Here is a 19,718-nt window from a genome sequence, read left to right as displayed (position 1 = left end):
ATACCTGATTATAAAACATTAATAATAATATTATCTGTTTGAAATGATCTAACTTCTTTTTGCATCACTTTGCTACCAAAAATGTCTCTTCTAGGAGTGGGCATTTCGGCTGAAACACTGATTTCAAAAGAATCTATCTCAATTTGTCCTTTTTGTTTTGGTATTAACCTCATCTCTCTAAAAACAATAAACCGAAACTCTTTATCATTAACCATCTTCTTTTGAATAACTGCTCTGTCTTCTTTAATACTTTCAGAGTTGAAACCTTCAAATTGTGGTATTTCCATCTCTTTATAATTAGAAACTCCAAATTCTGGAGAGACATACAACTTATAGGTTATTGTTAAAGAATCCCCTAAGGCAACTTCATTTTTAGAAACTTCTGTTACAACATAAATGTTACTATTTATAATACTTGTAATAGAATCTTTTTCTTTACCAGTAAACCTATCCTTCTCCCCAACCTTGATTAATATTGGTTTTGTTGTGTAAGTTGCATCATCGATATCAGCAGATGCCTCTTCAATTTTCAATGTTCCTTTTTTTCTAGGAGCTAAGTAATAGGTAATTGTTTTGGTGTAGGTTTTTTTGCCTCTAACCCAAGAGGTATGGATATTTTGGTTAGGTCCGTCAACTATAATAAAATCTTCAAAATCGGGAGCAGCAAACTGATCTTCCTCTTTGTTCATGATAAAGTCCACACGCAATCGTTCATTAATCCCCATTCTTTTTTTTGCAACCTCAGCTTCAAATTTCACCTGAGCAAACGTGAAACTTGACAAAAATATGGCTAATAAAACAGCTGACTTTTTCATTAGTATCGTTTTAGACTACCAATCTTTCTCTGGTTTAACTTTAACACCTTTTTGCTTTTCGGCATTCATTTTTTCCTGAACTTTCTGTTCCTGATTATTCATGGCTTCTAACAAATTTCTAATTTGTTGAGGCGACAATTGTCCTTCTTTAGGTTTTGGTTTTCCTTTTTGTTCCTTATCATCTTTCTTGTCTCCCTTACCTTGATCTTTTTCATCTTTAGGTTTTCCTTCTTCATCTTGCTCATCCTCGCCTTCTTTCTTATCCTGGTCACCTTTATCCTCAGGGTCTTCTTTCTTCTCTTCTTCCTTTTTATCCTGATCTTTATTTTCGTCTTCTTTGTCTTCGTCGTTTTTTTCCTCTTCCTGATCTTTTTCCTGCTGTTGTTGAGCTGCACATTCTTTGGCTATGGCGAGGTTATATCTTGTTTCATCATCAGTTGGGTCATTTCTTAATGCATTTTTATAAGCTTCTACCGCTTCTTGACACAATTCTTCTTTCATTAAGATATTACCAATATTATGATATGCTTTATGCTTTTCGGTTTTAGTTGATGCATTTTCTGCAGCTTGTGTATGACGATAAAGTGCTTCATCGTAATTTCCCTTTTCGTAATATGTATTGCCAAGATTGTAGCTTCCAGCCACAACTGATGGTGCTTTTGAAATGGCTTTTCTATATTCCATTTCGGCAGAAATATAATTATCTGCATCTACCAATTCATTAGCTTCAAAAACATAATTTTTAGCGGTATCAACTTTGAGTTGTTTCTCCCTTTCTTTGTCTTTGTCTTGACTAAAAGACGTTGTAGTCATTAAAATTGCACAAATAATTAAAAATCTTTTCATTTTAATTCTTTTCTTTAAATACGGTTTCAAGATAAATCTCTTCCCATGTTCCATTCTTATAACTACCTACTTTAAAATTATAGGTAGATGCATCTACATACTCCCACATATCGGTTACAGTAGTATCTCCATATTTATATTGATATATAACATTCTTTCCTTCAGCATACACGTTCCCTTCTGTTACATTTCCGAAGATATCAAACTCCCAAAATTTTATGGTATTGGTTGCTGTATCGTATTGTCTAACACCATGGTTTCTATTCCCAAATTTAGTTTGCTCTTTGTTTACAAACCCTTTTGATTTAGATACTACTATAGCCTTATCTAGATCATAATGGAAGCTTACTTCTTGCTTAAACTCAGTTCCATTATTCCATTTTCCTTGTGCACTCCAGGTTTTATCAACAAAATTTCTGAATAACGAAAGATCTCTTGTTTGACCAATAGCAAACAATGGTAGTAAAAAGATTAGTAATATGTGTTTAATTCGGTTCATTTTCATCGCATCTAAATAGCAATATAAAAAACTGTGTGACGCTATATAGTTAAAGAATTTATAAAATATTGATTGCTAGTGAAGCGCTATATATTCTCGTTGAAAAGATTGAGACGTTTTAACCATTCGGTTTTACGTTCTAGTAAGAAAATATCGATGAATAAAAAGAAAATTCCAAAACCAAGAAACCATTGAAATTGATCTTTGTAATCTGCAAACTCTTTAGCTTCAAATTCGGTTTTATCCATTCGGTTTAAGATATTTTTTATCTCTTCAATCACTTCGGAAGTATTATTCCCTTTAATATAGGCACCATTAGCTTCTTCTGCAATTTGCTGCAAGGTCTCCTCATTAAGTTTAGTAATAACGGTTTCACCTTGACTGTCTTTTTTGTAGTTTAATAAAATCCCATTTCGCTTTATTGGAATTGGTCCACCTTCAGTCTCACCAACACCTATGGTAAAGATTCTTATGCCTTCATCGGCAGCTTCCTCTGCAACGTTACTTGCTATATCACTATGATCTTCGCCATCTGAAATAATGATTAACACACGGTTTGTTTGCTCTTCATCATCAAAATAGGTCTTTGCTAATTCTATGGCTTCATTGATTGCTGTACCCTGAGAAGACAGCATATCTGTATTCATGCTTTTAAGAAACATTTTAGCAGATGCGTAATCTGTTGTGATTGGTAATTGTGGAAATGCTTTTCCTGCATAAGCAATAATTCCAACTCTATCACTTGCTAAATTATTGATGATTTGATTTACCAATTGCTTAGATTTTTCCAGTCGGTTAGGAGAGATATCTTCGGCAAGCATACTTTTAGAGACGTCGACTGCAAATACAATATCTACACCTTGTCGTTTAACAGTTTCTAATTTGGTTCCAATTTTTGGATTTACTAATGCTATGGCCAAAGACCCAAAAGCAAGACATAGAACTACAACCTTTAAAATCGATTTAAAAAGCGACTGGTTTGGGCTTAATCGACTAAGTAATTTATTACTGGAAAATCGTTTTTGTGTTCTATATTTCCAAAACTGAAGTATGGTGTACAGGAAGACTATTACCGGAATAATCAGTAACATCCAAAACCAAACTTTTTCTTCTAATTGAAAATCAAACATAATATCTAGACAAAACTTCTAAAAACTGTCAATCGTAAAAGTGCTTCCAAAAGCAAAAACCCTAAAGCAATCAATACCAACGAACGATATTTTTCATCATAAGTTGTATATTTTATTTCTTCGATTTCAGTTTTTTCCAGTTTATTTATTTCATTATAAATTTCTTTTAATTTCTTATTATCTGTAGCTCTAAAATAATTTCCACCAGTAACATCTGCTATTTCTTTCAGTAAGTCTTCATCAATTTCAACTTGAACTCTTCGATACTGAAAATTTCCGTTGGGTAAAATCTGATATGGAGATAAAGCCATACCATTAGTTCCAATACCAATAGTATAGACTTTGATGCCGTATTCAACCGCTAACTCACTAGCAATCTTTGGATCTATAAATCCCGAGTTATTGACACCATCAGTTAGTAAAATAATAATCTTACTCTTAGCTTTACTATCCTTTAATCGATTAACAGATGTGGCTAACCCCATACCAATAGCAGTTCCGCCTTCAATTATTGTATTGTATTTAATGTCTCTGAGAGAACGAAGAACAATACTTTTATCACTTGTTATTGGGGTTTTAGTATAACTTTCTCCTGCATACTCAACAAGACCTATTCTATCATTTGGTCGGCCTTGGATAAATTCGGCAGCTACTTTCTTTAGAGCTTCTAATCGGTTAGGCAATAGATCTTTAGCTAACATACTTGCAGACACATCAATTGCCATAACAATATCAATCCCTTTTGTGGTTTTCGTTTTCGTAGTTTCATCCGAAGTTCTTGGTCTGGCTATAGCAACAATTAATAGTGATAATGCTAAGAGTCGGAAAACAAATAACAACGGACGAAGTTTAGGAAGCAGAGAACTCCCTACTTTAAAGCCCTTAATACTCGAAATCTTAAGCTCGGCTGTTTGGCGTTTTCTCTTGAAAACATACCACAGGATAGCCAATGGCAGTAATAGAAACAACCAAAAAAACTCTTTATTTAAAAACTCTATTCCTTCAAACATCAGTCCTCTACTTTTTTAAGTTCAATGGAGTCGATAATACGATCTATTGTATCATTGGTATATTCATCCTGATTGTCCCATACCAATACTATTTGCTGTAATACATTTTCAGCAGTAAACACTAAGATCACATATTCTCCTGGACGTGTCTCATTTTGTGTTTCTCCCGGAAAATCTGCAGTACCAAACACTTTGAGTCCTTCAGCTGCATTAGGTGTGATAAATTGTTCGCGTTTTACAAACAAATTCTTAACTCCATTGTTCTCAAGTGTTTTTAAGCTTCCCTCTATTGCAAGATTTAAATCAATCTCATTGTCGCCTTGATTTAAAAATTTAGTTGTACTCAATAGTACATTCATTGGGCTATTGAGATCTCCATAAGAAAACATTGTTGTTTTAATCTGTTGAATAGTATCAATAGCTTTGCTTTCCATGCGTTCCAAAACTACTGGAGTTGAGATCATTATTGGTGGCACACCGTATTCACTTCGTACCCAATCGCCTTCTAAAAGTTCTTTGTTTTCATTACCTATAATGGTATCTACCACATATTTAAATCCGTATTTCACACCAAACCCAACAAAGGTTGCGACTAAGATTAAAACACTTGCTGCTACAGTTATGATGATTTTTTTACGCTTTTTCTTTCGCTCTTGTTCTTCTCTATATTGTTGATCTAGAAGCTTCTCTTCTTCAGTTGGTTCTGGCAACGCTTCTTTAACCTGATCTATCTCAGCATCAATAGTCTCTCTATCTAACTTTGCCAGTTCGATATCTGGAGCAGACTTGGCAAATTTCACAAGGTCGGCACGCTTTAAGATGGTTTCAATATTAATAATATCATTCTTACTCAACTCGATCTGTCTTGCATCACTAAGCAGATTTAAACGGTCAATTAGTTCATCGGTTGTGCTTTCAAGAGCACGATCGTATACTTTTTCGTCGAGGTATTTTCTGATAATAAAAGTTAATTCAGAATAATAGTCTTTGAGTTCTTCCCTCTGCAGATAGTTACTCTCATCCAGTTTTTGAAGGGCTAGTTTTGCTCTATCATAAGGTGGAAGTAATGCAATTTCCTCCTCCTCAGTCAATGGCTTCTTTCGCCAAATAAACCAATACAATACAAAGGCAACTAAAGCAATACATAGTAAACCAATAAGTAGATATTTCCACAAATTACTCGATGCTTTTTCGACCTCAATCATTGGCTTGATATCATATAACTTTTGTTTGGTGGTATCAACTGCAACAGTATTTACTTTTACACGTAATGAATCTGTAAAAAAGGTTTTATCGCCAATAACTATTTTTTGCTTCGGAATGGTATACGAACCTGAATCGAACTGCGTTAGTCCATAAGCTTTAATCAATTTGAGTCTGGCATCATTTTTTGTGGTATCGACATCATAAGATTCAATCATTTCCAAAGGCATGAATGTTTGTCCTTCAGGAAAAACAATCAGATTGGTAGAATCTGCTTCTACTTGAATTTTATAAGTAATTTGCTCTCCTATTTTTATGCTTGTAGTATCGATTGAGGAGGTGACCTGAGCATTTGTATTTATTGTAAACAATAAAGCGCAAACAATTACAAGTAGCATCTGCTGCTTACAATTATTAATGATATATCTTAACTTACAATAGCTCACTTATCCTCTTCTTTTAAAATATCCAAGTAATTTTTTAACATAACTCTCATCAGTGCGGCAGTCAATTGTACCTGATCCAGATTTTGTAAATGTATCTTTAAAATAATCTACTTTTTCATTGTAGTACTTACTGTAATTAAGTCGTACCGATTTAGATGCTGTATTGACTAACATGAGCTCTCCCGATTCTTCATCTTCCATTTCAACCATTCCTAAATTTGGTATTGTAGCTTCATGTTTGTCATAAACTCTTATCCCAGTTATATCATGTCGACCAGCTGCAATTTTCAAATTCTGTTCATAGTCATCAGCAATAAAATCACTAAGCACAAAAACGATAGCCTTCTTTTTCATCACATTAGATAAAAATTTCAAGGCTTCGGCAATATTGGTTAGTTTGCTTTTAGGCTCAAATTCTATAAGCTCACGAATGATTCTAAGCACATGTGATCTTCCCTTTTTCGGAGGAATGTATAATTCAATCTGGTCTGAAAATAATATGAGACCAATTTTATCATTATTTTGAGTAGCCGAAAACGCTAATGTTGCTGCTATTTCAGTGACAATCTCTATTTTAAATTGATCTACTGTACCAAACAGCTTAGATCCAGAAATGTCAACCATTAACATCATGGTCAATTCACGTTCTTCTTCGAATACCTTCACAAAGGGTTCATTGTAACGAGCTGTAACATTCCAGTCAATATTACGAACGTCGTCACCAAATTGATACTGGCGAACTTCAGAAAATGTCATACCTCTTCCTTTGAAGGTTGAGTGGTATTCACCTCCAAAAATATGATCAGACAACCGTCGTGTCTTGATCTCAATTTTTCGTACTTTTTTCAGTAATTCCTTAGTATCCATTTTCTATTTGCAGAGTGTAGCCTTCTAATTTTTGTAACGATTACAGTCCACTCATTTATGGTACTTCGATTTGGTTTACAATCTTATTGATAATATCTTCTGAAGTGACATTCTCGGCTTCAGCTTCATAAGTAATTCCTATTCTATGACGTAAAACATCGTGAACTACAGCACGCACATCTTCTGGAATCACATAACCACGACGCTTTATGAACGCATAACATTTTGCTGCAGTAGCCAAATTAATACTACCACGAGGAGATGCTCCAAACGAAATAAGTGGTTTTAAATCTGCCAATCTATATTGATCTGGATATCGTGTGGCAAAAATAATATCGAGTATGTATTTTTCAATTTTCTCGTCCATGTAGACCTCTCTGACAACTTCTTGAGCTTTTAAAATTTGAGCAACCGAGACTACAGGATTTACTTTGTCCCAGTGGCCTTTAAGATTTGCTCTCATGATCAGTTGCTCTTCAGCTTGTTTAGGATAATCAATGACGGTCTTTAGCATAAAACGGTCAACCTGAGCTTCTGGCAAAGGATATGTTCCTTCTTGTTCAACAGGGTTTTGAGTTGCCATTACTAAGAATGGCTTATCTAAAATAAAGGTCTCATCACCAATGGTTACCTGTTTTTCTTGCATGGCTTCTAATAATGCCGATTGAACTTTTGCTGGAGCTCTATTAATCTCATCTGCCAAAACGAAATTGGCAAAAATTGGTCCTTTTTTGATTGAGAAGTCATTGACTTTCATATTGTATATCAACGTACCAACAACATCAGCTGGTAATAGATCTGGTGTAAACTGGATTCTACTAAAACTTCCGTCAACAGCTTGTGACAAAGTATTAATTGCCAATGTTTTTGCTAAACCAGGCACACCTTCTAAAAGTATATGACCTTGTCCTAGCAAGCCAATAAGCAATCGTTCTACCATGTGTTTTTGTCCAACGATGACTTTATTCATTTCCATCATTAACAAATCAACAAAAGCACTTTCCTTCTCTATTTTTTCATTAATGCTCTTAATGTCAATTGTTCCAGTTTCTTCCATTATATATGTGTTTTAAACGCTGTGATTATCTCAGTTTTATTAAGTATCGCAAATTGTTAAAATTTTTGCTGTATTGCTGTTAAGAATTGGTTAAAAGTTAGATATATATAATACGTTACGATTTTAGACAAAAAAAGAGCAGCACATAATGTACTGCTCAATATTTTATTATTAAAAAAAAGTTGTGTCTAAAACAATTCAAAACGTCTTAGAAGTGTATTCATTTTGGGGTCGAGGAGAACAGTTCCCTGAGATAAAAACTCTACCGAACCATCGATATCAAACTCGATAAGGAAATCATACAATTTATTAGTCTCTAATTGTTTTGCAACAATATTAGTAGATTGATAATCGCAATCTTGAGCCATATCTAAAGTATACTCAACTCCGTTTTTAACTATTGAATTCTCGTCGCCTAAAACAAGTTTAATACTGTATATAAACCCTGTTGGAATTTCTTCAAAATCAACTAAAGTAACTACATCATTTCCTGTAATATTTACTAAGTCATGATTACCTGTATTAATTGTATTTAAACTTAGCCATGCATTAGGATTGTTCTCGTCTTCTAAAATCTGAAACTGAACATCTAAAATTGTAATATTGGCTCTACTTAAGACACTTTGAGTACCTTGAAGCTTAACGCTAATCAAACTACTGTTTTCAAAGGTTTCTGTCTCATATTCTTTTGAGCAACTGCTGAGAAAGAATACAAATATAATACTGTATAAAGCGGTTTTGTGTAGACTAAAAAATTTCATGATTGGGACATTGAATTAATTACACAACAATGATACACTCTTCTTCATTATTTGACTATTTTTATACACGAATTGCAAAAAAACCCTTACAAACTGAAAAAAAAGTGAAATATTCTCGATTAATTGCAGGTACTATGACTTGGGGACTTTGGGGAAAACAACTCCAAAAACATGAAATGATAGACCTGATATATCATTGTTTAGAACAAAACATTACAACCTTTGATCATGCTGACATCTATGGAGGTTATACAACAGAATCTGATTTTGGTAAAGCTTTTGTAGAAAGTAATGTTCAGCGTGATAATATTCAACTCATTAGTAAATGTGGTATACAGTATTTGAGTGATACCAGAACTAATACTGTGAAGCATTATGATTACAGCAAATCTTACATTATCTGGTCTGTTGAAGAATCATTAAAACATTTAAAAACTCAATATCTAGACTTATTACTACTGCATAGACCCAGTCCGTTAATGCAACCAAATGAAATTGCAGAGGCTATTTCAGAATTAAAAACCAGAGGATTAATAAGAGATTTCGGTGTGTCTAATTTCACCCCTTCGCAAGTTAATCTTTTATCCAAATCAGTAGATATTTCAGTAAATCAAATAGAGTTTTCATTAACTCAACATACAGCGATGCATAATGGCTTATTGGATCATATGATGACCAACATGATTACACCAATGGCATGGTCGCCTTTAGGCTGTGTATTTAGAGAAGATACTGAACAAACCCGTCGTATCCACAGTCAGCTTGGTGAATTATTAGATAAATACAACGCCACAGAAGACCAACTACTACTTGCTTGGATCTTAAAACATCCATCTCAAATCCATCCAGTTATAGGCACCACCAACAAACAGCGTATTTCTAATGCTATGGACGCAACAGATATACATTTGGAACTTGAAGATTGGTTTAAAATTTTAGTGGCTTGTCAAGGTCATAAAGTCCCTTAAAAAACTATTAAAATGAATAAAACAGCATTAATAACAGGAGCAACAAGTGGAATTGGTAGAGCAACAGCTCACGAATTTGCAAAACACGGTATCAAATTAATTCTATGTGGAAGACGTCAGGAGCGTTTGGACACCATACACAAAGCGCTCAGTAAACAAACGGATGTATACACGCTTAACTTTGATGTTCGCGATAAAAAAGCCACTTTTGATGCTATTGATTCTCTTCCTAGCAACTTTAAAACCATTGATGTTCTAATCAATAATGCAGGAAATGCTCATGGTCTTGATCCTATTCAAACAGGTAATCTTGAAGATTGGGATGCCATGATGGACATTAATGTAAAAGGTTTATTGTATGTCAGTAAAGCTATCATCCCTCAAATGACTGAGCGAAAGTCAGGACATATCATAAATATTGGATCATCAGCAGGAAAAGAAGTGTATCCAAAAGGAAACGTATACTGCGGAAGCAAGCATGCTGTGTTAGCAATTACTGAAGGCATGAGAATTGACTTGAACCCTTTTGGTATAAAGGTTACAGCTATAAACCCTGGACTTGTTGAAACCGAATTTTCTCAAGTACGTTTTAAAGGAGACCCTATTGCTGATAATGTCTATAAAGGGTATAAAGCATTACAGCCAGAGGATATTGCCGAAGTTATTCAGTTTGCTATATCTAGACCTGCACATGTAAACATTGCAGATGTATTAATGTTTTGTACAGCGCAAGCCAACTCTACCATTGTGAAAAAAGATATATGACAGATTGGTTAAAAAAAGAATGGTATTCTCTAACTTCAATATATACTGAAGACCAACAACTCATCTCCAAGTATTGGAATGAAATTGTAACACAATACACGTCAAAAAACAGACATTATCACAATTTGACACATATCTACAAGATGCTAATTCAAGCTGAAGACGTTAAGGCTTCTATTGTTGATTATGATGCATTTAGATTTGCTATTTGGTATCATGATATCATATATAAATCTACAAAAAAGAACAATGAACTAAAAAGTGCAGAATTTGCTCAAAAACGATTAAAATCAATCAATTTTGAAGAAAAAAGAATAAAAAACGTCGAAATTTTGATAAAATCTACTCAAAAACACGATATTGTTTTAGACGAAAATAATGACAATGCCTTCTTATTAGATATTGATCTTTCAATTCTAGGATCCCATTGGAATATTTATGAGACCTATATCAAAAATATAAGACGCGAATATGCCATATATCCTGATTTCATGTATCACAAAGCCCGTAAAAAAATAATGTCACATTTTTTAGAACGTAACCGTATTTATTTTACTGACTTATATTATAACACACTTGAAGCAAAGGCCAGAGAAAATATCAAACAGGAAATTAGGTTAGTGTAATATGAAACATTTAATAGTTGCTATTATTTTAATGCTGATGACTTCATGTACCTCATCGGCCCAACAAATTGATGACGACAGATTTATTAGTCATGTAGTAGATCTAAAAACACAAACGTTAAAATTCTATTTAAAAGACAGTCTAGGTAATAACTATAGTAATTTCCTTAATCTAAAGACTTCTCTGGAACATGATAATCAAAGCTTGATATTTGCAATGAACGGAGGGATGTATTTAAGAGATGGCTCTCCTCAGGGCTTATACATTGAAAACGGAATTACAAAAACACCATTAGATACTCTAAACAAACTTAAAACTAACTTCTACCTTAAACCAAATGGTGTTTTTTATCTCACCAACGATAATAAAGGAGCTGTTTGCCAGACCTCAGAATACAAAGCTAGTTCAACAATTACCTACGCAACTCAATCAGGTCCTATGTTGGTCATAAACGACAGTATCCATCCTATATTTAAGAAAGACTCCAAACACTTTAATGTTAGAAATGGTGTAGGTGTTTTACCTAATGGAAATTTAATCTTTGCTATGTCTAAAGACACTATTACTTTATACGACTTTGCCGATTTCTTTAAAACCCAAGGTTGTAAAAATGCATTATATCTTGACGGATTTGTATCACGTACCTATCTTCCGAAGAAAAAATGGGTACAATTAGACGGTAATTTTGGAGTTATAATAGCTGAAACTAAACACATGAATTAAAGCCGTCCACAGCTGTGGAAAACAACTATGATCAATAAACGATTGCTTATTAAAAATCTATTAGCTCATAATGATGAGAATAGTTTTTATGATAAAAAGCGTAAAGTTGATATCACTCATAAAGAGGGAAAAGCAAAATTTTTAAAACATATTTGTGCACTTTCAAATAGCAATCCTAAAAATAACTCTTACATAGTTATTGGTGTTGAAGATGAGGACAACAAGATTATTGGTGTTAACTTTTTTGACGATAGCAAGATTCAAAATCTTATCAATGCCTATCTAACAAATCCACCAATTGTACAGTATGAAAACATCCCGTTTCCTCATTTACCAGATGATAAAGTGGTTGGACTAGTTACTATTAGACCTATCAATCAAATAACATCGCTACGTAAGAATATTTGGAAATATTATGGTGGCTCCGTGTTTTTTAGAGATGGCAGTATGAGTATGCCTAAGGTGTTTGATATTGAGGTCAAAGATGTAAATTCTAAAATTGTAAATGCTATAGAGTCTCATGCTCAAAACAATATTGAATATACTTTAGATGGCGTATTTGATTTTATGACCAAACGTAAAGACTTTGATCCTCAATATAAGGTATTTAAAGAGTATTTTGTACTGTGCTGGTCTGGTCAAAAAAAGAAGGTGAAAAACGAAACCTTCTTCTCTAGAGTAGATATTGAATTAATAAATGAGCAAGTTAGATTGTTCTTTTCTACGTTGGATGAAGTATCAATAATGTATGACAGCAATACGTTTAAAATAATTGAATATGTAAATTTAGGTCTTCAAAATAAAAACAAATACTATCAACTTGAAGAGACCATCATCCATTTTGAAGATAATGCACATTATAATATCGAGACCAATTTACTTTTTGAACCTCCTCAATTTGACAAAAAGGTATTGCATCACATTTACAATTCCAATAACGCCATTTTAGAAAAATTGAAAAAGGGATTAATTTTGAATAAACATGAAGAATTAGATCTGAAAAACCTCCCAACCACATATCTTCTGTGCTATCTCAACCTTTTCCATGAGGCCATAAACAAATTAACTGAAGCTAAGCCGTATTTAAAAAATCATAGCAAAGAAGTTTATACCTATTACCAAGAAGCTGTCCGAATACTGCGCAAAGTGAAGTACAGTTGAAGCTAAAAAATTATTAACTGCACTTCAAATATTATTTAATTCCTAATTTTTTTTGAATGGACAAACCACTGCATGAGCAATGATATATATTTGACCCTCAACATTATCAATTTTATAATTATCATTTAATGAGCCATCTGGGTAATTATTGCTTTCCGTATATTGGCCTGGAGCTACAGTAAACTGACCATTCCTTTTTCTTGGATATTTTTCATTACCAACAAATAAATGAGTTTCAAAAAAACCATATCCTTCATTAGCAACAAAATCTACTAATACATAGTCTGATTCATAAACAACATGGAGCGTTCCAATAAGCTCACCATTATCCAGATTACACCCTCCAGCAGACTGATATATAAGGTATGACTCACTATGATTAACAGAAATTGGTCCAATTGACCAACCCCATCTGTTAGAGTTTAACTCGTCATCATCTAAAAAACAAATCGCTTCTTCTGGTTTACCATATGCGAAAGCAGTCTCGCATTCATCTTTTTCCTTTTCGTTTTTTATTTCCCTATTGATATTGTCTTCAGACATCGAATCATCTTTTTCACAAGATGTAAATGAAATAAAAAAGGAAAGCATAATTAACTTTAGTAATAATTTCATAATAATAATTGTTTGATTAATAGCATCTTAAATTTAAATAAAAATTTGCTTTGAAACCTTTTTTAAGCATTTAAATCGTTGAAAATATTAAAATTATACTTGATTTTCGTTCTCAATTGAATTTTTTGATGAAAAGCCTTACATCATCAAAAACTTATTTTTCAAAAAATTACAGAGTTCCGTTAATCTTAAAAAAAATCAAAAAAATACCATTCATACAGTTTTTTTAACCAATCATAGTTTTTTTTCCAGACCAAGTCTAATTTTTACGACTTTAGCATTGCTATTAATCAATTACACATAACCTTGTTTCTAATTTGACGTATTGTCAATGATGAAACAAGGTTTTTGTCTTTTTATATATTCTTGATTAAACAGATAAAAAAATCTAATTTTCAATACATTGAATTAGGATCATCTTATGAGATTTTTTGATAATTACCATTCATACAGATTTTTTTACCACTCATAGTTTTTTTTGTAAAGCCTTCCTAATTTTTACGATTTTAGCCTTGCTATTAATCAATTACATATAACCTTGTTTCAATCTCGATGCATCGAAAATGAAACAGGGTTTTTGTTTTTAAATGATTATATGAAGTCTAGTTTTGAAAAAGATGTATTTAAAACCTTTTGATCCTCAACAGCTAACCATTTATCCAAGACTGTGGCATAAACAGACCTGAAATCTACTGTATATTTCAAATCTCCATTCGCGTCTAAATCATTCAAACTAGCTAGATCGTTATAGAATCCAGGAGTTTTTAATTGGTTTCCAATAATGAAAAGGTTACTTGCTGCTCCATGATCTGTTCCATTAGCAGCGTTTTGTTTGACACGTCTTCCAAATTCTGAAAACGTTAAAATGAGTGTATCGTTAAAGGTACCTTGATCTTTAAGGTCTTTTACAAAAGACTCAATCCCTTCAGCATATATTTTTAACAAACGAGCTTGGCTATTTATCTGCTTTGCATGTGTATCAAAACCACCAAGAGACGAATAAAAGACTTTTGTATCTATCCCAGAGTTTATCAATTTTGCTGTAGTTTTTAATTGATTTGAAAATTCATTGTTTGGGTATTCCTGGTGTGTAGTTGCCGTTTTATGCTTTTCGTAGATATATTTTGCAGACGATTCGGCTGCAATCATAGTTTTGTATAAATATCCCAAATTATGCTCGCTTAAGTGCTCGTCCTGATAATACTTTAAGACATTTTTAAAGTAAGGATCTTGAGAGGTCTTAAAAAGAACATAAGGGTTTCTTGCGGCTATACCATTCTTATTTTGACCTTTGAGTGCTAGTGATAAACTATCATCTATTTCAATGGCACTGTATGGTTTTTTTCCGTAGCTATCTAAATAACGTCCTATCCATCCTGTTTGTAAAAACTGATTCGAATGACTTGCCGTTTGCCAGATATCTGTTGCTCTGAAGTGTGAACGATTTGGATTTGGATAACCTACATTATTAATAATTGACAAATGTCCTTGATCATATAGTCGCTTTAATGGTAACAAACTATTATGAAAGCCAAGTTCATCAGTTGCCTTTAGTACATTGTTTTTTGAAATAGCAATGGTTGGACGACTGCGATAATAGGTATCATTATTAAAAGGAATAATAGTATTGAGACCATCATTTCCTCCCGATAATTGAATAATCACCAGACGCTTATATCCTAATGCTTTTGTTGGTAAGCTTTCAAAAGCTTTCACAAAATTTGGCACAAAAAATAAACTACTTGCTAAGGCAGATTGCTTTAAAAAATATCTTCTATCCATAATTAACACATTTGATATTCTGGTAACGACATTAACTGAACACAATAATCTTGTTTTGAGGTCTTGCTCAATGTCTTTAAATAGGTTTCGGTTCCAACACTCAATTTTGGCATGATTAACTGTGCTGTAAAACCTGTAAGTGATGCTGACTTATACTGTCTTTCAAAAGTGTTCCAATCTACTTTTGTCTTTATAAATTTATTTTTTCGGTTCTTACCATAATACTTTTTAAAACTATCTTCAAATTCTCCTTTTTCTCTGGTGGAAATATTAGCATTTGTCAGTATTATAGATGGTAATTTCAATCGTAGCATAATCGTATTACCATCTATCCAGCTTTTTCCTCCTTTCCAACCAGCAACATTTGGTGGATATAATAGTATTTGTCCCAGAAGCTTCTGGATTTTAATAAGATCCTTTTCTTCCTGAAATTTCACTGGAACTGTTCTGGTCAAGCCTACTAAAAATTCAATTGGCGACTTGATTTTTGCTCCAATATTCTCTTCTGCACTAAACCAATCAGACATAAAAATATATCGCATTAGTTTTTCGATATTATAATTTTTATAAAAAACAGATGTAAGTTCTTCTACTTTGTTTTCATCTATTGTTTCATTTACAAAGTAGCTGTAAATCTTTCTGCAGATAAAACGTGCGCATTGCTTTTGTTCAAGAATAATATCAATAATGTCGTCACCATCATAACGGCCTGTGTGTCCAAAAAAGGTTTTAAATCCATAATCATGCTGCCGTTTTCTCAGAACAAACTCTCCTCGAAAGTTAGCATATCCTGTAAAGGCTCTTGCACTTTCTTTTATGTCGTTTTCGGTATAATGTCCTTCGCCTAAAGTAAAAAGCTCCATAAGCTCACGTGCGAAGTTTTCGTTGGGTTTTCGTTTTACATTCTGGTTATTATTTAAATACTTCAACATCGCAGCTTCTTTTGAGATGGCTTTAACGAAATCGCCAAAATTGCCTAAAGCATGTTTTCGTAAAGTATTATTATAACTTTGTACATGATATATGTGATTGTCCTGACAAACAAAAAGGTTCGCCCAAAATAAAGTCATGCGCTCTCTTAAGACCTCATCAGTATTTATAAGTCTATCTATCCATAATAGGTTAAGCTCTTTGATTTTCTCACGACTTTTATTTCTAAATTCCTTTTGTTTTCTTTTATCTCCTAATAAAATTTCTTTTGTAAAACCATCTAAATAACTGGTATTAGCTAACAATGGCGTCATACGCTTTGACTTTTTGAATAAAGAGTTGACAATATACTTTTTATCTTTTTGAGACAGTGAATTGAGTTCTGTAGGTGTAATCCCAAAACCTGCTCGCCAATATAAATGCTGAATTTCTCGCTGTTTCATATACATAAGACCTAAAAACTTAACCTTCGTTTAAATATACCTTCTCAAAAATGATTCCAAAACAATGTAATTGTTAGTAAATCAACAGATTTAAATATAAATACATTATGTCATTGTATCAAAATATTTCGCAGTTAAGAATGAATCTGTAAAGTTTTTACTGCGTTGTTCATTATATATCTGAGGACTTCATGTAAAATAGAGTGTAGACAAACTAAAAAAGCCATATCGATTTTGATATGGCTTTCATTTTTATAATTTAAATACGTCTTAGAGATCAAACTTAATTCCTTGTGCTAATGGCAACTCGGTAGTATAGTTGATGGTGTTTGTTTGGCGACGCATATAAATTTTCCATGCATCAGAACCAGACTCACGTCCTCCTCCAGTGTCTTTTTCACCACCAAAAGCGCCTCCAATTTCAGCACCTGATGTTCCTATATTTACGTTTGCAATTCCGCAGTCGGATCCTTGAACAGATAAGAAACGTTCAGCCTCACGCAAATTGTTAGTCATGATAGCCGACGATAAGCCTTGAGCTACTTCATTTTGAATGTCAATAGCATTTTCAACATCTCCAGAGTATTTCAATAAGTATAATACTGGAGCAAAGGTCTCGTGTTGAACGATTTCATAATGTGGTTGAGCTTCAGCAATTGCAGGTTTTACGTAACAACCACTTTCATAACCTTCACCTTCAAGAACACCGCCTTCAACAACGATATTTCCACCTTCTTCAACAACTTTCTCTAAAGCGTGTTGGTACATTTTCACTGCATCTTTATCAATTAAAGGTCCAACATGATTATTTTCGTCTAATGGGTTTCCAATACGTAACTGCTTGTAAGCATCAACAACAGCATTCTTTACTTTGTCATAAATACTCTCATGAATGATCAAACGACGTGTAGATGTACAACGTTGTCCACATGTTCCTACAGCTCCAAACACAGCACCTATCACAGTCATTTTCACATCTGCATCAGGAGTGACAATAATAGCATTATTTCCACCAAGCTCTAGTAATGATTTTCCTAATCGTGCTGCAACTTCCTGAGCTACAATTTTACCCATTCTCGTTGATCCTGTTGCCGATACTAAAGGCACACGCTTATCTTTAGTCATAAATTCTCCAACTCTATAATCACCATTAATCAAACATGAAATCCCTTCAGGTAAATTGTTTTCAGCAAAGACTTCTGCTGCAATATTTTGACAAGCTACACCACAAACTGGTGCTTTTTCAGATGGTTTCCATATACACACATCACCACAAATCCACGCTAAAGCAGTATTCCATGACCAAACAGCTACCGGAAAGTTAAATGCCGAAATAATTCCAACAACCCCTAATGGATGGTATTGTTCATACATTCTATGTCCTGGACGTTCAGAATGCATGGTTAAACCGTGAAGCTGACGTGATAATCCAACAGCGAAATCACAGATATCAATCATCTCCTGAACTTCACCTAAGCCTTCCTGATATGATTTTCCCATCTCATAAGACACCAATTTACCAAGTGCTTCTTTTTTCTCTCTTAACTTGTCTCCAAACTGTCTTACAATTTCACCGCGTTGTGGAGCAGGCATTGTTCTCCAACTCTTGAACGCTTCTGTTGCAGCTGACATTGCTCTTTCATAATCTTCTTTTGTAGACGACTTCACCTTAGCGATCAATTGTCCGTCAACAGGAGAATAAGATTCAATAATCTCTCCATTAGAAAAATTGTTAGAGCCAGTAGATGTTCCTTCATTAATATCGTTAACACCTAATTCTTTCAAGGCATCTTTTATTCCGAAATCGGTAGCAATAGCTTCCATATTTGTATGTTTTTTATGATTTATTAGATTTTGACGCGAAGTTACTAATAAAAAGTCATTTTTACTTGAAGCATTTTGTTTAATAATGTAACTTTAAAGCACTTATAAATTTAATATAATCATGAAACAATCCATCCTTTACTTTTTCGTTTTTATCATGTGTTTTGGTTGTGCTGAAAAAGCTAAAAACACTGAAACTGAAGTTGAAAATTCTACAATAAATTCTTCGGAAAACCTTAATGAATCAAAAGCTGAATTTGCCATAATTATTCATGGAGGTGCAGGAACCATTCTCAGAAAAAACATGACACCAGAGCGTGAAGCGGCTTACAAAGCCAAATTGGAAGAAGCGATAAGAGTTGGATATGATATTTTAGAAAAAGGTGGTTCAAGCCTTGATGCCGTTCAAAAAACAATTAATGTTATGGAGGATTCTCCATTGTTCAATGCAGGAAAAGGTGCTGTGTTTACCAATGCGGAAACCAATGAACTCGATGCTTCAATAATGGATGGAAACACACTTAATGCTGGAGCATCAGCAGGCACAACAACTGTTAGAAACCCCATAGACCTTGCAAGGGTAATTATGGAGAAATCACCACATGTGATGATGGCTGGATCTGGAGCCGAAACTTATGCTAAAGAGCAAGGTTTAACCATTGTAGAGCCTAGCTACTTTTATACTGAAAATCGATTTAAATCTTTAGAACGTGTAAAAGCTTCCGAAGCAAAAAAAGAAAATGATGCAAAAACAGCATTCTATGATGCTGATATAAAAAATGCCAAATTTGGAACTGTTGGTTGTGCTGCACTAGATAAAAATGGTAATCTGGCTGCTGGAACCTCAACAGGTGGCATGACCAATAAGCGTTATGGTCGTGTTGGAGATGCACCAATAATTGGAGCCGGAACTTACGCTAATAACAATTCCTGTGCAGTATCAAGTACAGGCTGGGGCGAATATTTTATCAGAGCTATGGTTGCCCATGATATTTCTGCATTGATGCAATACAAAGGTCTGTCTCTTAAAGAAGCTGCTCAGGAGGTTATTCAAAAGAAAGTTCCAGAATTAGGCGGCAATGGAGGTATCGTTGCCGTAGATAAAAATGGTAACATGGTAGCCGAATTTAATACTGCTGGTATGTATAGGGCAACAATGAATGATAAGGGAGAACTGGAGATTGGAATTTATAAAGAATAACGAATTCTTGACATAACATGACGAATTCTATTTTATCTGTAACAG

At 33.6% G+C, this 19,718-nt stretch carries 19 protein-coding genes; 6 read left to right on the top strand and 13 right to left on the bottom strand.

Going from position 1 to position 19,718, the window contains the following annotated elements:
* Positions 1-8: 8 nt before the first annotated feature.
* From Q0951_RS01525 to Q0951_RS01485, 9 genes are all read right to left on the bottom strand, one after another.
* Complete coding sequence (locus Q0951_RS01525) at positions 9-815, bottom strand: BatD family protein (RefSeq protein ID WP_299333360.1); 807 nt, start codon at positions 813-815, stop codon at positions 9-11.
* A 15-nt stretch (positions 816-830) separates the two neighbouring features.
* Positions 831-1,661, bottom strand: coding sequence for a tetratricopeptide repeat protein (locus Q0951_RS01520; protein ID WP_299333357.1), 831 nt, complete (start codon positions 1,659-1,661; stop codon positions 831-833).
* 1 nt (position 1,662) lies between these two features.
* Positions 1,663-2,160: a hypothetical protein gene (locus Q0951_RS01515; protein ID WP_299333355.1), complete on the bottom strand. Its 498-nt coding sequence runs from the start codon at positions 2,158-2,160 to the stop codon at positions 1,663-1,665.
* 86 nt (positions 2,161-2,246) lie between these two features.
* A complete protein-coding gene (locus Q0951_RS01510) occupies positions 2,247-3,290 on the bottom strand; it encodes a VWA domain-containing protein (RefSeq protein WP_299333352.1) in 1,044 nt (347 codons plus the stop codon).
* A 5-nt stretch (positions 3,291-3,295) separates the two neighbouring features.
* A complete protein-coding gene (locus Q0951_RS01505) occupies positions 3,296-4,300 on the bottom strand; it encodes a VWA domain-containing protein (RefSeq protein ID WP_299333350.1) in 1,005 nt (334 codons plus the stop codon).
* Positions 4,300-5,901, bottom strand: coding sequence for a hypothetical protein (locus Q0951_RS01500; protein WP_299333348.1), 1,602 nt, complete (start codon positions 5,899-5,901; stop codon positions 4,300-4,302). The genes Q0951_RS01505 and Q0951_RS01500 overlap by 1 nt, the downstream gene beginning before the upstream one ends.
* Positions 5,902-5,949: 48 nt before the next feature.
* On the bottom strand, positions 5,950-6,816 hold the full coding sequence (locus Q0951_RS01495) for a DUF58 domain-containing protein (RefSeq protein WP_299333346.1): 867 nt from the start codon (positions 6,814-6,816) through the stop codon (positions 5,950-5,952).
* 55 nt (positions 6,817-6,871) lie between these two features.
* Complete coding sequence (locus Q0951_RS01490; RefSeq protein ID WP_299333343.1) at positions 6,872-7,873, bottom strand: MoxR family ATPase; 1,002 nt, start codon at positions 7,871-7,873, stop codon at positions 6,872-6,874.
* Positions 7,874-8,061: 188 nt separating this feature from the next.
* On the bottom strand, positions 8,062-8,634 hold the full coding sequence (locus Q0951_RS01485; protein WP_299333340.1) for a DUF4382 domain-containing protein: 573 nt from the start codon (positions 8,632-8,634) through the stop codon (positions 8,062-8,064).
* A 29-nt stretch (positions 8,635-8,663) separates the two neighbouring features.
* On the opposite strand from Q0951_RS01485, the gene Q0951_RS01480 reads away from it, so the two are divergent.
* Genes Q0951_RS01480 through Q0951_RS01460 form a run of 5 tightly spaced genes read left to right on the top strand, consistent with a single transcriptional unit; the run spans position 8,664 to position 12,878 of the window.
* Positions 8,664-9,602 carry an aldo/keto reductase family oxidoreductase gene (locus Q0951_RS01480; RefSeq protein ID WP_299333337.1) on the top strand — a complete coding sequence of 313 codons (939 nt, stop codon included), beginning with the start codon at positions 8,664-8,666 and terminating at the stop codon, positions 9,600-9,602.
* A gap of 12 nt (positions 9,603-9,614) precedes the next feature.
* Entirely contained in the window at positions 9,615-10,367 is a 753-nt protein-coding gene (locus Q0951_RS01475; protein WP_299333335.1) for an SDR family NAD(P)-dependent oxidoreductase, read from the top strand.
* Positions 10,364-10,993 carry a hypothetical protein gene (locus Q0951_RS01470; RefSeq protein WP_299333333.1) on the top strand — a complete coding sequence of 210 codons (630 nt, stop codon included), beginning with the start codon at positions 10,364-10,366 and terminating at the stop codon, positions 10,991-10,993. Before Q0951_RS01475 ends, Q0951_RS01470 begins: the two co-directional genes overlap by 4 nt.
* A 1-nt stretch (position 10,994) precedes the next feature.
* Entirely contained in the window at positions 10,995-11,717 is a 723-nt protein-coding gene (locus tag Q0951_RS01465; protein WP_299333330.1) for a phosphodiester glycosidase family protein, read from the top strand.
* A 27-nt stretch (positions 11,718-11,744) separates the two neighbouring features.
* On the top strand, positions 11,745-12,878 hold the full coding sequence (locus tag Q0951_RS01460) for an ATP-binding protein (RefSeq protein ID WP_299333328.1): 1,134 nt from the start codon (positions 11,745-11,747) through the stop codon (positions 12,876-12,878).
* Between the two features lie 42 nt (positions 12,879-12,920).
* Here Q0951_RS01460 and Q0951_RS01455 read toward each other — a convergent pair whose 3' ends face one another.
* From Q0951_RS01455 to Q0951_RS01440, 4 genes are all read right to left on the bottom strand, one after another.
* Entirely contained in the window at positions 12,921-13,493 is a 573-nt protein-coding gene (locus Q0951_RS01455; RefSeq protein ID WP_299333325.1) for a hypothetical protein, read from the bottom strand.
* Positions 13,494-14,084: 591 nt separating this feature from the next.
* Positions 14,085-15,275, bottom strand: coding sequence for a DUF1501 domain-containing protein (locus tag Q0951_RS01450; RefSeq protein WP_299333322.1), 1,191 nt, complete (start codon positions 15,273-15,275; stop codon positions 14,085-14,087).
* Between the two features lie 2 nt (positions 15,276-15,277).
* Positions 15,278-16,648 (bottom strand): DUF1800 domain-containing protein, encoded by a 1,371-nt coding sequence (locus Q0951_RS01445; protein WP_299333319.1) that lies wholly within the window; start codon positions 16,646-16,648, stop codon positions 15,278-15,280.
* A gap of 270 nt (positions 16,649-16,918) precedes the next feature.
* Positions 16,919-18,472 carry an aldehyde dehydrogenase family protein gene (locus Q0951_RS01440; RefSeq protein ID WP_299333316.1) on the bottom strand — a complete coding sequence of 518 codons (1,554 nt, stop codon included), beginning with the start codon at positions 18,470-18,472 and terminating at the stop codon, positions 16,919-16,921.
* 121 nt (positions 18,473-18,593) lie between these two features.
* Between Q0951_RS01440 and Q0951_RS01435 the strand changes: the two genes are divergently transcribed.
* Positions 18,594-19,673, top strand: a complete 1,080-nt coding sequence (locus tag Q0951_RS01435) for an isoaspartyl peptidase/L-asparaginase family protein (protein ID WP_299333313.1) — start codon at positions 18,594-18,596, stop codon at positions 19,671-19,673.
* Positions 19,674-19,718 lie beyond the last annotated feature (45 nt).

The sequence above is a fragment of the uncultured Psychroserpens sp. genome (genome assembly GCF_947501425.1).
Classification (GTDB): Bacteria; Bacteroidota; Bacteroidia; order Flavobacteriales; family Flavobacteriaceae; genus Psychroserpens.
Note: the sequence above shows the minus strand (reverse complement) of the source record. Positions and strands in the feature narration are given on the sequence as shown.